Consider the following 14774-nt stretch of genomic DNA (forward strand, 5'->3'; position numbering starts at 1 on the left):
ACGACGAGAGAGCGCCGCTCCCCACCGGGAACGGCGCTCTCTTCGCGTACGGGTGCTCCGCGACGACCACCCCCGGGACCCGGCCGGCTACGCCAGCCCCAACGCGAACACCCCGAACCCCGCCGCCAGCACCCCCGCCACGGCCGCCCGGGCCGCCGACCCCCGCCGTCCCGGCGCCGACGCCACCTCGAACCGGCGCGCATACCGGGCGATCCCCACCAGCAGCACCGCGAACACCGGCAGCCACACCATCCGCGCCGCGATCCACCCCGGACCGTCGGGCGCCGTCGTCAGCCCGGCCACCGGCCCGCCGGACAAGGAGGCCGGCACGGCCGCCGCCAGCATCGCCGTCTGGTGCCAGCACAGGATCGTCATCGCCGACAGGTTGACCACCACCACCGGCGCCCACAGCGCCGGCCGGGCCAGCAGCCGCGCCAGCCGGTCCCGCAGCAGGATCGCCGCCCCCGACTGCGCCGAGGCCAGCGCCAGGACCAGCAGCGACGGCGGATGCGAGTTGGTCCGCGCCGCACCCGGCACGCCCACCATCGAGGCCGGGTAGTGGAACACCGCCAGCAGCACCGCGAACAGCGCCGCCCCGCCCGCCAGCAGCAGCCACGCCCCGCGCCGGCCGATCCGCCGCTCACCCCACGAGACGCCCAGCTGATAGGCGAACAGCCAGCCCGGCAGCACGTTCAGCAGGGACAGCCAGGACGGCACCGACCCGGCGAGCGGCCCGTAGCGCAGGAAGTCCACCACCGCCACCGACACCAGCAGCGGGGCCGCCGCCCAGCCGCCCAGCCGGCCCGCCGCCCGGACGCAGTACGGGGTCAGCGCCGTCACCACCGCGTACACCCCCACGAACCACAACGGCTGGACCACCAGGGTCGCCCCCGTCCGCAGCGTGGCCTCCGGAACCCCGGCCGCGTACAGCACCGGCGCGGCCAGCGCCCACACCGCCGTCACCCCCAGCACCGGCCGCCCCAGCCGCACCATCCGCCCCTTCAGCCAGGCCCGGGTCGAGCCCGGCCGACGGCGGAACGAGAGCACCGAGGCGTAACCGCCGACCAGGAAGAAGATGCCGAGCATCTGGAGCACCCAGCTCGCCGGGGCGAGGGCGCCGACGGCCGACAGCGGGCTGGCGTTGTGCAGCCCGCCCTCCGGGTCCAGGGTGAAACCGCCGAGCAGCCAGTGCCCGGTCGGCACCGCCAGCAGCGCGAGCGCCCGCAGCCCGTCGACCGCCCGGTCCCGGTGGACCGGAGTCCGCCGGTCGATCCGCCCGGCGGCCCGCCGCAGGGCGGCCGGCGCGCTCATCGGACCTCTCCCCGCGCGATCGCGGCCGGCCCGGCCGTGCCGGTCGTCCTCCCGAAGCGGCGCATGACCCGTCCCCTTTCTCCTCGTGACGGAGAGGAAGGTAGGAAGCAGGTACCCGGCCGCGCGTCGGACCGGGGAGCCAAGCGGTGCCTCATACCCCGGTAGGGGGTGGAGGAGTGCCAGGGCCTGTCTGACCGTTCCCGCCGGGGCCGGCGCGAACGGTCAGACAGGCCCTACCCCGCGTCGCCGGGACGCACCAGCCCCGCCTCGTACGCGAAGATCACCGCCTGCGCCCGGTCGCGCAGGTCCAGCTTGCCCAGCACCCGCCCGATATGGGTCTTGACCGTCTGCTCCGCCAGGACCAGATGCGCGGCGATCTCCTGGTTCGACAGCCCCCGCGCGATCAGCTCCAGCACCTCCGTCTCGCGCGGGGTCAGACCGTTCAGCCGCAGCGCCGGATCCTTGCGCGGCGCCGGCCGCTGCCGCACGAAGTCCGCGATCAGCCGGCGCGTCACCGAGGGCGCCAGCAGCGCCTCGCCCGAGGCCACCACCCGGACGGCCGCGATCAGGTCGGCGGGCGGGGCGTCCTTCAGCAGGAACCCGGACGCGCCCGCGCGCAGCGCCTCGTACACGTAGTCGTCGATGTCGAAGGTGGTCAGCATCAGCACCTTCGGACGGTGCGTCACCCCCGGCGGCGGGTCCAGGACCTCCCGGGCCGCCGAGAGCCCGTCCAGCTCCGGCATCCGTACGTCCATCAGCACCACGTCCGGGTGCACGGTCCTCGCGAGCCGCACGCCCTCCCGGCCGTCGGCGGCCTCGCCCACGACGTCGATGTCGGCCTGCGCCGACAAGAGCGCGGCGAACCCCGCGCGCACCATGGCCTGGTCGTCGACGATGATCACTCGGATGGTCAACTGGAGTCCTCGGTCCGGGAGGTCAGCGGCAGCCGGGCGGCGACCCGGAAACCGCCCTCGGGCAGCGGGCCCGTGTCCAGGGTCCCGCCGGTCAACCGTACGCGCTCGCGCATCCCCACCAGGCCGTGCCCCGTCCCCGTACCCGCCCCCTCCAGCGCCACCAGCGGCTCCGGCGCCGGGCCGTTGACCACCAGCACGAGCACCTCCCCCTCCCCGGCGGAGTGCGTCACCGACACCCGGGTCCGCGCCCCCGGCGCGTGCCGCACCACGTTCGCCAGGGCCTCCTGCACGATCCGGTACGCCGACAGGTCCACGGCCGGGTCCGCCCGCGCCGCCTCCGCCACGCCCGGCGCCAGGGACAGCTCCACCGGCTGCCCGGCCCGCACGGTCGCCTCCACCAGCTGCTGGATCCGCCCGACCCCGGGCTGCGGCGCCCGCTCCCCGCCGGCCGCCCCCGCTGCGTCCGCGCCGCCGTCGCTCCCGTCCCCGCGCAGCACCGTCAGCAGCCGCCGCATCTCGCCCAGCGACTCGCGGGCGCTCGCCGCGATCGCAGCGAACTCCTCGCGCACCGGCTCCTCCATCCCCGGCAGCCGGTACGGCGCGGAGTCGGCCTGCACCGTGATCACCGACATGTGGTGGGCCACCACGTCGTGCAACTCCCGTGCGATGCGCGCCCGTTCCTCCAGCAGCGTGCGCCGCGCCCGCTCGGCCCCGCTGATGCTCTCCTGCTCCGCGATCCGTTGCCGGGCGTCGCCCAGCCCGCGCAGCGCACCGGTCAGCGCCAGCACGACGCCGCCGAGCACGAACAGCAGGGCCCCCGTGTTCGTCACCCCGTCCGGCGCGGCGAACCCGAGCACCACTCCGGCCGCCCCCGTCGCCAGCCACACCCCGACCAGCGTCCGGACCGACTCCCGCAGCCCCAGGCAGGCCATCAGCACCAGGTACCCGACGATCTCCATCGGCGGCCACGGCCAGGGACGCCCCGCCACCCCGTCGGTGAAGCCCAGCAGCACCGCCCCGGCCAGGTCGGCGGCCAGCACCGCCGCCCAGGCGGGCACCGGCCGGGTCACCGCGAGCAGCAGCGGCACCGTCTGCGCCACGCCCAGGGCCCCCGCCCACCCGCCGCCCAGCCGGTAGTCGTTGGTCAGCACCGCGACGGTCACGGGGAGCAGCACCACCACGAAGACGCCCGCGCCGGTAAAGGGCAGCAGCCGCTGCCAGCGGCGCGGCGCCCGCGCCAGCAGCGGCTCGCCCGGCCGGGCCGGCGTCCGCAGCGCCGCGGCCAGCTGCCCGAACCGGCCCGCGCCCTCAGCCTTCTCCCTGCCCTTGCCCTTGCCCTTGCTCCTGCCGTTGCCCTGGCCCCTGCCTGCCGCCGCCGGGGTCGTGCGGGCGCGGCCGGGGACGCGCGGTGTGAACCTCATGATCCGCCAGCCTATGCGCCGGGACGCCCGGAAGGGGCGAGGGCGGGGGTGGATAGGCTGCACACCGTCGGACAACGTCGTCCGGCACGACCGGGGGAGCCGTACACATGGGCGGGGCAGCCGCACTCGAGAAACTGGTGCCGGTCCTGCTGGCCTTCGGCGGCGGGGTCCTGCTCGCCCGCCGCAAGACCGTCCCGGCGGAGGCCTCCAAGGCCTTCTCCGACTACGCCTTCCTCTTCGCGGTCCCCTGCTACCTCTTCGGCAACATCTACGCCGCCGACCTGGGCGCCCTGTTCGACTGGCGGGCCATCGGCGCTTACGCGGCCGCCGCCGCGCTCGCCGTGCTCCTCGTGGTCCTCGGCGCCTCCGCCTTCGGCGTGCGGGAGCCCCGGGCGGTGGCGCTGCGCGTGATGGCCGGGGTCCAGGTCAACACCGCCTACTTCGCCGTCCCCGTCTTCATCACCTTCTTCGGCACGGCCGCCCCGATCTTCCCGGTGCTGCTGTTCCAGGTGTGCGTGCTCTCCCTCGTGGTGATCGCCCTGATGGAACTGGGCCGTGCCGACGGGGGCGGACCCGCGGCCCGCCTCTCCCGGGCCCTGGCCGCCTCCCTGGCCACCCCGCTCGTCCTGGCCTGCAACGCGGGCATCGTGCTCAACCTGCTGTCGGTGCACGTCCCCAAGGTGCTCCTCGACGGCGCCTCGTTCGTCGGCGACAGCGCCTCCCCGGTGGCCCTGTTCGCCCTCGGACTGCACCTCGGCGGAGCGGGCCTGGACGTCCGGGGCACCACCCGCGAGGAGGCCGCCCTGATCGCCTTCAAGTGCCTGGCCTTCCCCCTGCTGGCCTGGGCGGTGTGCGCGGGGCTCTTCGGGGTCCGGGGGCCGTGGCTGGCCTACCTCGTCCTGATCGCCGCGATGCCGACCCCGCAGAACCTCTTCATCTTCGCCCAGCGCTACGACGTCGGGGTCGGCCTCTCCGCCTCGGTCGTGATCAAGAGCTCGGTGGTCTCCCTCCTGCTCCTGCCCCTCTGGCTCCAGACGGTCGCTTCCTAGTGGCGTCCGAGACTCGTTCCCCCCGGGGGCTCCGCTCGTTGTGCCGGTATGGAGCTGCTGCCGATGATCGCGGCGCCGGGGGTCGGCGAACGGGCCGACGCCGCGGCCGATGCCGCCTGCCACCTCTACGACGCCGTCGCCCCCTGGAGCGCCGGGGGGCCGGGCGGGTGGAGCCGGACCGCCGCCGAGGACGCCGCCGAGACGATCGAGACCACCGCCCACGCCCTCGCGCACGTCCACCCGCGGGCCGAGGTCATCCTGGCGCCGGTGCACGCGGCCCTCGCCGATCTGCGCCGTCAGCTCGAACTGCCCCCGGCCGACCCGCTGAGCGTCGAGGGGGTCCCGGTGACCCCCCGGACGGTCGGCAACCCGCGCCGGACCCGATGGGTGCGGGTGCTCACTCCGCCCGCACCCCGGCGACCGCCGACTGGTACAGCTTCCTGATCTCCGCGCCGAAGTAGGCGCTGTACGAGGTGTCGGCCGTGGGGCCACCGGTCTCCCAGCCGCCGATCACCCCCACCACGTCCCCGGTCGAGGTGTCCTCGTCGAAGCGGGTGATGAACGGCCCGCCGCTGGTTCCGCCCGGGTAGCCCGTGCAGTCGATCCGCAGGAACGATCCGGGGCTCCCCGGGTCGGTGCTGGTGAACTTGGTCGTCTTGTTGACGCAGGCGCGGGGGCGCGGCGCGGGCGCGGGGTGGCCGATCAGCAGGACCTTGGGGTGGTTGAAGGTGGCCCCGGTGACGAGCCGGTTCCCGCCGACCACGTCCTCGACGTCCTCGCCGTCGGCGTCCGGGCCGACCTGGGCGAAGGCCACGTCGAGGGTGGCGGCCTTCGCGGCGCCCTCGGCGCGGTAGCGGGAGGCGATCCACACCTTGGACTTCCCCGCCGCGTCCCGCAGGACCGGGAACATGCCGTACGGGCGGGGGTTGGCGCGCGTGTACTGCGGTACGAAGGCCACCTGGCGGGTGTCGGTGCCGAGCAGGCAGTGCGCGGCGCTGAGCACCAGGTTCCGTCCGGGGGAGGAGACCACGCTGGCCGTGCAGAAGTAGGCGCCGGCCCCCTGCATGACGAACATCCTGCCGACGACGGGGATCCCGTCGAAGTCCTGCCCCACCCCCGGCGCGGCGGACGGGATCACCGGCGCGGGCAGCGGGGAGGGGGCCGTCGTCGGCGCGGGGACCGCGGGCACCGGGGCGGGCAGGGTGCTCGCCGCCGGCACGGGCAGCGGGACCGCCGACACGGCAGCCGCGGAGGTGGCGGGCCCCGCCGCGGCGGAAGGAGCGGAAGGAGCGGAAGGGGCGGAAGCGGCGGAGGGGGCGGAAGCGGCGGAGGGGGCGGAAGCGGCGGAGGGGGTGGAGGGGGCGGCAGAGGGCGGGGCGGCCGGGGCCGGGGCGGTGCCCTGGACGGGCGCCGGGGCCGGGGCCGGCGTGCCGGGCGCCGGCGGGTCGGGGACGGGGACCGCGGCGGCCATCCGTTCCGGGGTCCAGAACGCGGCGGCCTCCCGCGCGGTCCAGTGCCCGGCCGAGGCCTCGGCGGTCCCGGTCTCCACAGCGGGCAGCGGCCCGCCCGGCAGCAGCAGGGCGGCGGTCGCCGCCGCCAGGGTGAACGTACGCAGCATGTCTCGTTCCTGTTCGTGACGGCCCGGCGGGCCCGGCGGTCGCACGGGTGGGCCGGGGTTTCAGACGGCCTGGGGGAAACGCAGCAGCCGGTCCGGGTCGTAGGCGCGCCGGACCCGCTCCAGGCGGGGGAGGTTCGGCCCGTAGTAGGCCTCGCGCCAGCCGGTCAGCTTCGGGTCGGCGTAGTTCTGGTAGGCCCGGCCGCCCGCCCACGGGCGCAGGGCCCGCCACAGCCCGTCGAGCCAGTCCTGGTGCCGGGCCGCCTCGGCGGCGGTCGCGGACGGCGGCCAGTACGCGAGGTACTGGGCCAGGAAGGCGCTGTCGCGGTGGACGAAGGCGGTGGCGCCGGCCGGCACCCGGTTCACGGCCCCGCCGCACACCCCGTCGAACTGGACCACGCCCAGCCCGCCCGGCGGCACGGCCCGCCCGTACCGTCCGACGGCATCGAGGACCGCGCCGACCGCCGCCTCCGGCAGCCCGGGCCCGTCCCAGAAGTCGGAGCGGGCCGCGTACGAGTCCCGGCCGAGGAGGCCCCGCGGATCCCGGCCGGGCAGCCGCCCCGGCAGCCGGCACCGCTCGGGTCCGCCGTCGGGACAGCCCGCCATGGCCCGCACGGTGTCCCCGTAACTCCGCACGGTGATCCAGGAGTCCCGCGGCTCCCGCCCCACCAGCCCCGCCAGCCGGGCCAGTTCCCGCTCCAGCTCCGCCCGCCCGTCGAGGCACACCGCCCGGACGGCCAGGGCGGCGGAGGAGGAGGCCTCCACCGTGAACTCGGCCTGGCTCCAGAACGGGTCCGGCAGTCCCCCGAGCCAGCTCTGCCAGCCGCGCACCACCGCCGCCGAGTCCGCGCCGGGCCAGTGCAGTTCGGCGAAGGCGGCGTCCCCGACCGGATGGGTGCGCAGCCGGAACTCGGTGACCACCCCGAAGTTGCCGCCCCCGCCGCCGCGCAGCGCCCAGAACAGTTCCGCGTCCCGGTCGGGTCCGGCCTCGCGGACCACCCCGTCGGGGGTGACCACGCGGGCTCCGGTGAGCCGGTCGGAGGTGGTGCCGTGGGCCCGGGAGGCGAGGCCCAGGCCGCCGCCGAGGGTGAGTCCGGCGATGCCGACGGAGGGGCACAGCCCGGCGGGGACGCCGAGGCCGCGTCCGGCGAGGGCCGCGTGCACGTCGGCCAGCCGGGCCCCCGCGCCGACGCGCACCTCGTCCCCCTCGACCGCCACCCCGGCCATGGCCCCGACGTCGACCACCAGCCCTGCCTCCACCGTGGACCACCCCGCGTAGCCGTGCCCGCCGCCGCGCGGCACCACCGGGGCGGCCGAGCGCCGCGCGAAGTCCAGGCAGACGGCCACGTCACCGGCGTGCACCGGATAGGCCACGGCTCCGGGGGCCACGGAGTCGAAGCGGGGCTGGAACAGCTGCCGGGCCTCGGCGTAGTCCCCGTCCCCCGGAAGGACCAGCCGCCCGTCCATCGCCCGGGCCAGCGCGCCGAAGTCCGGCCCGCCCGCGGCGCCCGCCAACGGGGCCCGCGCCCGGGCGGGGGAGACCGCTCCGGCGGCGCCGAGCACGGCGGCGGCCGCCCCCGTGAGGACCCGGCGACGTGTAATCTTCATACTTCCTTCCTGCCACCACCCGCCCCGATCGGGGCGAAGGCGGGCCCGCCGGAGCCGAGTTGTCCCCCGAACGGCGGACACCGCGCGGCCCCCGCCACCCGGGTCGTCTCTTCCGGATCTCGCCGGGCGGCGCCGGCCTGGGGCACCTCCCGGCGGCAGCTGCGGGCGCGAGCTGCCGCCCCGTCAGGACCGCGGCGGCTTGCGGGCCAAGGCGAAGCCCTGCGGCGCCCGCTCCCGTCCGTCCGGCGCCCGGAGCACGCGGGCCACCTCCGCCAGCCCGGCCTCCCCGAGCAGACCGGCGATCAGCCCGGGCGCCGTCCCGTACGCGCCCGGACGGTCGCCGGGGTGCTCCTCCCCGGCGGCCTCGAAGGCGATCAGGGCGTAGCCGCCGGGGGCCAGCACCCGGGCGAACTCGGCGAAGAGGGCGGGAAGTTCCTCCACCCGGCCCTGGGCGGTCCCGTACCAGGAGAGGACCCCGCCCAGCGCCCCGTCCGCCACGTCCAGCGCGGCCATCGGGCCGACCTCGAACCGCAGCCCCGGATACGTCCGCCGGGCCACCGCGACCATCGCCGGGGAGAGGTCGACGCCGAAGGCCCGTACCCCGCGCCGCTCCAGGTACGCCGTCACCCCGCCCGGCCCGCAGCCCACGTCGGCGACCGCCCCGCCCGCACCGCGCGCGTACGCGGCGAAGGCGTCCAGCACCGCCCGGTCCAGCGGCCGCACCGGCGGCTCGTCCCGGGGCGGCCCGGCGTGGTCGACGGCGACGCGGGCGGAGGGCGCCGGTACGGCACCGGGGCGCGAGGTGGCTGTCATGCTCCCGCACATTAGCGCCGCCGTGCCGGGTGGTCCCAGGGGCGCCGGCCGGGGCCGGGGCACGACCTGACGTCGCGGCGCTCGCCTTGCGCCGACGGGGCGGACGGCCGCGCCCACCGGTGTCCGCCGCCCCCTTGCCTCACCCCCCGGACAGGGGGCTCGGCAGCTGGGTCCACTGGTCCCCGGGTACGCCCGGGCTGAGCCGCATCAGGGTCAGGGCCTTCACCGGCAGCGGTCCCCGCAGCGCCTGCGCGTCGGCCGTCGGGGGGAGGGCGTCCAGGCCTGCGGCCAGCGCCGCGCCGAAGGCCCGCCGCGAGCCCGCCGTCGCGGCGAGGGCCCCGGCCGCGAGGGAGCCGAACATCTTGCGCCGCAGCACCGTCTCGTCGTCCGTCACCAGCCGGCCCGACAGCGGGGGCACCGGCAGGCCGTGCCGGGCCAGCCGGGCCGGGCTGATCCGGATGTCGGCCAGGTCGCGGTAGACCAGCCGCACCGGGGTGCCGTCGGGGGCCAGGACCACCAGGAGGTTCTGGCCGTGGGCCTCCAGCGCCACCCCGAGCTCCAGCACCCGCAGGCACACCGACAGGGCCAGCCGGGCGAACCGGGCCTGCCACTCCGCCGACCGGGCGAGCCGGGTGCCCGCCAGCGCCGCCACCGGGACCACCCGCTCGCCGGCCCGCGCGTAGTCCTCCGGGGCCTCGCGGAGCACCGCCGCCAGGTCCGGGCTGTAGGCGGTGGCCGCGCCCAGGGTGCGGGTGACGTGCAGGCGGCCGTCCAGCCGCCCAGCCAGCGCGTGCGCGAACTCCGAGACCACGGCGGCCGTCTCGACGGAATAGGCGGAGATGTCCCGCACCGAGGAGGTCAGCCGGGTGCTCAGGGCCGTCTTCACATGGGCGCCGCCCGCCGCCGGGGCGAGGGTGCGCAGGGCCATCAGCGGGTGCGCCGCCGGACCCGGCAGCACCTCCTCGCCCTTGAGCACGTGCTCGGCCTGCCACGGGTGCACCGGGACCAGGATCCGGTCCCCGTCGCGCAGCTCCTGCGGCCAGTCCCCGGAGACCAGGCACTCCCGCGCCCGGACCCGGACCAGCCCGAGCCCGACCAGGGGCCCGTGCTCCGGCGCGTAAGCCAGCTGCTCGGCCACCGAGAACCCCGGACGGGAGCGGCAGTTGGGGTGGTAGGGGTGCCCGTCGACCACCCGCTGCTCCCACTCCCAGGTGGTGGCCGGCTCGGCCCGCTCCCCGGGCGGCTGCCCGGCCCGGGACAGGGCGAGGGAGGCGGTGCTGTCGTCCAGTTCGGCCGCGAAGGAGGCGAAGGCGGCCCCCAGCGGGCCGGCCGCGCCGTGCGGCACCCGCAGCGCCGCGACCAGCCGGGCCGCGTGCCGGTACGCCCGTCCGTCCAGCCGCACCTCGGTGACGTGGGCGTCCGTCGCGTACGGGTCCGGGCGCGGCCCCTCCAGCAGGCCGCCCCCGGCCAGCCGCAGCCTCAGCGAGTCCGGCCCCTGCTCCCGGCCCACCACCCAGGGCAGCGGCTCGAAGGCCAGCGCCCGCCAGAGCCGGGTCAGCACGGCGGAGCGCGCGCCGTCCAGCGCGGCCTCGTACGCGGGCCCGAGCCCGGGCCGTACGCCGTCCAGCGCGGCGGCGACCGCCTCCTCGGCGGTACCCGCGGGGGCGGGCCCGGGGGAGGGCGGGGGAACGTGCGTGCTGCCGTCCAGGGTCCTGTTCCTTTCGGATCGCTTCGACCGGGGGGTTTACCCGGTGATCAGGTCATCATCCCGGATACTGAAGATCACGGCCGGTGGTCCCGCACGCGGACCCCGGCGCATCGAAGCTCCGAAGCCCCGAATGGATCCAGTGGACCTCAACGCCGCCGCCGACGCATACGCCGCAGCCCCGCTCCTGAACTGCCTGCTGCGGGAGGTGACCGACGCCCAGGGCGGGCAGGTCCACCGGCTGCGCGGCAGCGGCCGGCTCCTGCGGGTCGGCGGCGGCCGCCGGCCCGCGGACCCCGAGCTGCACACCGCGGCCGGCTGGCACCCGCTCAGCCACGCCGAACTCGTCAAACTCGCCTCCGACGAGCTGCTGCGCCACACCGGCGTCGCCAACGACGAGCTGCCGGTGGAGATGGCCGACAGCCGTGACACGGTCGCCGCGCTGCTGGCCGCCCGGGCCGGCGCCGAGGTGCCCGAGGACCCCTACGTCCGCTCCGAGCAGGCCCTGCTCATGGGCCACCCCCACCACCCCGCGCCCAAGACCCGGGGCGGCGGCCCCTCCGCCGGGTGGCTGCCGTACGCCCCCGAGGCGCACGCGCGCTTCCCGCTCGTGATGCTGGCCCTGCGCGAGGACCAGGTGGCCGAGGAGGGCGGGGCGGCCGCCCAGGAGGCGGTGGACGCGCTGGCCGGACTCCTCGACGGCCCCCGTCCGCCGGCCGGCTACCGGGCGCTGCCCGCGCACCCCTGGCAGCTCGACCTGGTCGCCGGCCGCCCGGAGGTGTGCGGGGCCCTCGCCGACGGGCGCCTGCTGCGGCTCGGGCCGACCCGGCTGCCGGTGTGGCCCACCGCCTCGATCCGTACCGTGCACGCGTCTGGCCCGGACGCCGACCTGTTCGCGAAGTTCAGCCTCGACGTCCGCATCACCAACGACGTGCGCCGGCTGTGGCGCCACGACCTGCTCAAGCTGCGCCGCACCGACCGCGCCGTGGAGGAGGGCTTCGCGGACCTGCGCCGCCGCACCGGTGCGAGCGCGGTGTGGCTGTGCGACCGCGGCTACCGGACCGCCGCCTTCGCCTTCGAGGAGCTCGCCGTCCTGGTCCGCGACGGGCTGCGCGGGCGGGTGCTGCCGGGGGCGACACCCCTGCTGTGCGCGGCGCTCGCCGAGGGGTTCCCCGGCAGCCCGCTGGAGGGCGCGGCCGATCCGGCGGGGTGGTGGCGGGCGTACCTGCGCCACGTCGTCCCCCCGGTGCTCGACCTGTTCGCGCGGCACGGGATCGTGCTGGAGGCCCACCTGCAGAACTGCCTGGTCGCCGTCGACGGCCGGGGGACGCCCGTGCAGGCCCTGTTCCGGGACGCGGAGGGGGTCAAACTCCCGCAGGACATGCCGCGGGAGGCGGCCTGGGAACGGCTCGTGTACTGCCTGGTCGTCAACCACCTGGCGGAGGTGGCCGCAGCCCTGGCCGAGCACCGCCCGGAGCTGGCCGGCCGGGTGTGGCCGGCGGTGCGCGAGGAGTTCCTGCGCTACGACACCGAGCACGGCCTGCCGGAGATCGCCCGGCTCCTGGACGCCCCCGCGCTTCCGGCCAAGACGAACCTGCTGCTGCGGTGGACCCGCGCGGACGGTGCGGACGCGCGCTACCTGGAACTGCCCAACCCCCTGCGCGGATAGCGGAGGGCGGCGGCGGACCCGGGCGCGGGGCGGGCGGTGCCGGATCCGGCCAAGGTGCGGCGGGGGGCGCGGACCGCATGGAGAAAGGTATAGACCAATGCTAGGTTGGGCGGGCAGACCGCGCAGTCCTTGACCACCCGTCAGAGGAGAAGCCATGCCCTCCCCTTCGCGGGGCGGCGGCCCCGCCGCCATGCCCAAGTACCAGCGGATCGCCGCAGCGCTGCGGGACGAACTCGACCACGCCGCCCGGACCGCCGGAGGCAGACTGCCCTCCGAACGCACCCTCGCCGCCCGCTACGAGGTCAACCGGCAGACCGTCCGGGCCGCCCTCCAGGAGCTGCGGGCCGACGGCCTGGTGGTCACCGGCCGCCGGGGCACCCGGGCCGCCCCGCCGCAGGCGTCCCCGCGGCCGGCCCGGCCCGCCGGCCGGGCGGACGCGCACCTCTCCCCGTACCCCGCCCCGCCCGCCCGCGGCCCGGCCCGCCCGGCGGCCCGGGCCCGGCTCGGTCTGGTCACCGTGCCGCCCTCCCTCGCGGCCCTGCTCGGCATGCGCGGCGGGGAACGCACGCTGGTCCACCACCACCGCGTGTACGGCGCCGACGGACGCACCCTCCAGCACACCGTGACCTACCTCTGCCCGGCCGTGGTGGCCCGCACCCCGCAGCTCGCCCCCTACCTGGAACGGCCGTCCGCCGCACGGGAGGAGGACCTGCGGCCGCTGCACCGCTGGCTGGAGCGGGTCACGGCCCGGGGACGCACCGCCGAGACCATCACCATGACCCGGACCAGCCACCCCGCCGCCGCGTCCCCCGCCTGCGGGCTCTCGGTACGCCGTACCGTGCACGACGCCTCCGGCCGGCTGCTCGCCGTCACCGACCTGGCCTTCCCCGCATGGGACCAGGTCACCTTCCACCGGGAACCCGAGGCCATCGCCTTCCGCGTCAGCTGACGGCCCGCCGCGCGCGATCCGGGCGGGGCGGCCGGCCCTCAGCCGGCCGGCACCCGCCAACGCCCGCAAACTACGAGTCGGGCCTGGTGGAGGCCGAACGGAGGAGCAGTTGATCACCAACTGCCCCCACACGGCCCGGTTTCCCCGGCCCCGGAGGCTCTGACCTGCCCGAACGCGGGCCGATTCACCCGTGCGCGGGAGGCGCCGCCCATGGCACAGTGCCTGGAGCGCAACCTCCGGAGGGAGCCTCCATGCCTGACCCGCACACCGTGCCGCCGCTGCTGTCGGCCGCGCCCGAGTGCCGGACCGAGCCGGGCCCGCTGCCCGCCTGTCCCCGCTGCGCCACCCCGCCGGAGCGGATCTCCTGGCGCCAGCGCCCGGGCGAGCCTGTGGTCCTGCTCTTCGAGCCCTGCGGCCACCGCCACACCTCCCCGGCGCCGCCCCTCCTCGCCGTCACCGCACCTGACCCGCTGCGGCGTTGAGCCCGACGGCCGACGGCCCGCCCGGCGTCACCCCGGGCGCCCCTGACCTCGTATCCTGCACCCGAGCGCTCAGCCGGAGCAGCTCCGACGAGACGAGCCGTGCCGAGCCGTGCGCCGGCCCGGCGGGAACGGGAGAACCCTGATGGACGTGCAGCACTTCGAGCGGATCACCGCGTTCATCGAGGCCCGGCTCACCCCGCTGTTCGACGCGGAGACCGGGAGCGAGCGCGGCTTCGCCATGGACGACACCTCCCGGGCCCTGCGCGCGCTGCGCAACAGCGTGCTGGAGGCCTCCGCCGTCAAGGGGCTCATCGCGACGCGGGAGACGGCCGAGCCGCTGGTGCGCAAGGTCATCGACCAGTCGGTGGAGCACCACTGGGACGTACTGCGCGGCATCGCCCGCCAGTGGGAGGACCACGCCGACTTCCGCAAGGAGTTCAAGCGCCACGCCTGGGAGCTCGACGCGGCCCCCGCCGCCTCGGCCTGAGCACCGCTCTCACCGGCTGGGCGTGCCGCCGATCAGGTGGCCGATCCGGCGCTCGAGCCCGCTCCAGCGCCGGTCGTGCCGGTAGGCCCGCCGCAGCGTCCGGGCCCGCGTCTTCGGTCGCCGGCCGTAGAACCGGCGCGCCCACGGTGAGGCCGGCCGGGCCAGCCGCACCGCAGCGATCAGGGCGATCAGCGGGACCACCACCCCGAACACCGCGAGCCGCGGCTTGCCCTTGAACAGGGCCACCACGGCCAGCATCAGGTTGAACAGCACGGTCAGCACGAGGAACAGGCGGTTCTCCAGCTGGTCCTCGGTCAGACCGTCCACGCCCAGCGGCAGGAACCCGCACAGCAGCAGCCCCGCCAGGGCCGTGGTCATCACCACCACCTCGACGCTGAGCGTGCCCTCCTTGCTCCAGTAGACGTCGCTCAGGTGCAGGATCAGCGCGAACTCGTCCAGCACCAGGCCCGTCCCCATCCCGAACAGCACGGCCGCCACCCACGACCCCCACCCCGCGCGGCCACCCGCGATCGCGGTGAAACCGCCGACGGTCATCAGGATCACCCCGGGCACGCAGTGGTGGACGTGCAGACCGCCCGGGGTGACGTTGCGGAAGGGGCCCTTCCCGGCCCGGATCATCCGGGTGATCACCCGGGTCGCCACGAAGGTCACGACGAACGCCGTCAGGGCCAGGAGCAGGGGCAGCTTCCCCGGCTCCAGGATGTTGCGGTACCACCAGTCGCCCATGCGG

14 protein-coding genes are annotated in these 14774 nt (G+C 76.7%); 6 read left to right on the top strand and 8 right to left on the bottom strand.

Annotated features, from left to right (window positions below; all coding sequences use genetic code 11):
* Window positions 1–87 precede the first annotated feature (87 nt).
* The 3 genes from B4U46_RS31710 to B4U46_RS31720 all read right to left on the bottom strand — a co-directional run bounded on the left by B4U46_RS31710 (window position 88) and on the right by B4U46_RS31720 (window position 3646).
* Entirely contained in the window at window positions 88–1311 is a 1224-nt protein-coding gene (locus tag B4U46_RS31710) for an acyltransferase family protein (protein WP_079431044.1), read from the bottom strand.
* Window positions 1312–1544: 233 nt separating this feature from the next.
* Window positions 1545–2225, bottom strand: coding sequence for a response regulator (locus B4U46_RS31715; RefSeq protein WP_079431045.1), 681 nt, complete (start codon window positions 2223–2225; stop codon window positions 1545–1547).
* Window positions 2222–3646: a sensor histidine kinase gene (locus B4U46_RS31720; RefSeq protein WP_079431046.1), complete on the bottom strand. Its 1425-nt coding sequence runs from the start codon at window positions 3644–3646 to the stop codon at window positions 2222–2224. Before B4U46_RS31720 ends, B4U46_RS31715 begins: the two co-directional genes overlap by 4 nt.
* A 107-nt stretch (window positions 3647–3753) precedes the next feature.
* On the opposite strand from B4U46_RS31720, the gene B4U46_RS31725 reads away from it, so the two are divergent.
* Window positions 3754–4695 (top strand): AEC family transporter, encoded by a 942-nt coding sequence (locus B4U46_RS31725; protein ID WP_079431047.1) that lies wholly within the window; start codon window positions 3754–3756, stop codon window positions 4693–4695.
* 48 nt (window positions 4696–4743) lie between these two features.
* On the top strand, window positions 4744–5139 hold the full coding sequence (locus B4U46_RS31730; protein WP_079431048.1) for a hypothetical protein: 396 nt from the start codon (window positions 4744–4746) through the stop codon (window positions 5137–5139).
* Here the strand turns inward: B4U46_RS31730 and B4U46_RS31735 are convergent.
* The 4 genes from B4U46_RS31735 to B4U46_RS31750 form a co-directional block, all read right to left on the bottom strand.
* Window positions 5093–6313, bottom strand: a complete 1221-nt coding sequence (locus tag B4U46_RS31735) for a trypsin-like peptidase domain-containing protein (RefSeq protein ID WP_079431049.1) — start codon at window positions 6311–6313, stop codon at window positions 5093–5095. The two genes, B4U46_RS31730 and B4U46_RS31735, sit on opposite strands and share 47 nt — an antisense overlap.
* Before the next feature lie 60 nt (window positions 6314–6373).
* On the bottom strand, window positions 6374–7918 hold the full coding sequence (locus tag B4U46_RS31740) for an FAD-binding oxidoreductase (protein ID WP_107438362.1): 1545 nt from the start codon (window positions 7916–7918) through the stop codon (window positions 6374–6376).
* A 183-nt stretch (window positions 7919–8101) separates the two neighbouring features.
* Window positions 8102–8731 (bottom strand): class I SAM-dependent methyltransferase, encoded by a 630-nt coding sequence (locus B4U46_RS31745; protein ID WP_079431050.1) that lies wholly within the window; start codon window positions 8729–8731, stop codon window positions 8102–8104.
* A gap of 139 nt (window positions 8732–8870) precedes the next feature.
* On the bottom strand, window positions 8871–10439 hold the full coding sequence (locus B4U46_RS31750; RefSeq protein ID WP_079431051.1) for an IucA/IucC family protein: 1569 nt from the start codon (window positions 10437–10439) through the stop codon (window positions 8871–8873).
* 130 nt (window positions 10440–10569) lie between these two features.
* On the opposite strand from B4U46_RS31750, the gene B4U46_RS31755 reads away from it, so the two are divergent.
* The 4 genes from B4U46_RS31755 to B4U46_RS31770 all read left to right on the top strand — a co-directional run bounded on the left by B4U46_RS31755 (window position 10570) and on the right by B4U46_RS31770 (window position 14023).
* Window positions 10570–12105, top strand: coding sequence for an IucA/IucC family protein (locus B4U46_RS31755; protein WP_079431052.1), 1536 nt, complete (start codon window positions 10570–10572; stop codon window positions 12103–12105).
* 154 nt (window positions 12106–12259) lie between these two features.
* The gene (locus B4U46_RS31760; RefSeq protein ID WP_079431053.1) at window positions 12260–13054 is read left to right on the top strand and encodes a GntR family transcriptional regulator; all 795 of its coding nucleotides are present in this window, start codon (window positions 12260–12262) and stop codon (window positions 13052–13054) included.
* A 251-nt stretch (window positions 13055–13305) separates the two neighbouring features.
* Entirely contained in the window at window positions 13306–13536 is a 231-nt protein-coding gene (locus B4U46_RS31765) for a hypothetical protein (protein WP_079431054.1), read from the top strand.
* A 142-nt stretch (window positions 13537–13678) separates the two neighbouring features.
* Window positions 13679–14023, top strand: a complete 345-nt coding sequence (locus tag B4U46_RS31770; protein WP_079431055.1) for a hypothetical protein — start codon at window positions 13679–13681, stop codon at window positions 14021–14023.
* Between the two features lie 9 nt (window positions 14024–14032).
* Here the strand turns inward: B4U46_RS31770 and B4U46_RS31775 are convergent, their stop codons facing one another.
* Entirely contained in the window at window positions 14033–14770 is a 738-nt protein-coding gene (locus B4U46_RS31775) for a hypothetical protein (RefSeq protein ID WP_079431056.1), read from the bottom strand.
* Between the last annotated feature and the right edge of the window lie 4 nt (window positions 14771–14774).

Origin of the sequence: Streptomyces katrae, from assembly GCF_002028425.1 — a bacterium.
Classification (GTDB): domain Bacteria; phylum Actinomycetota; class Actinomycetes; order Streptomycetales; family Streptomycetaceae; genus Streptomyces; species Streptomyces katrae_A.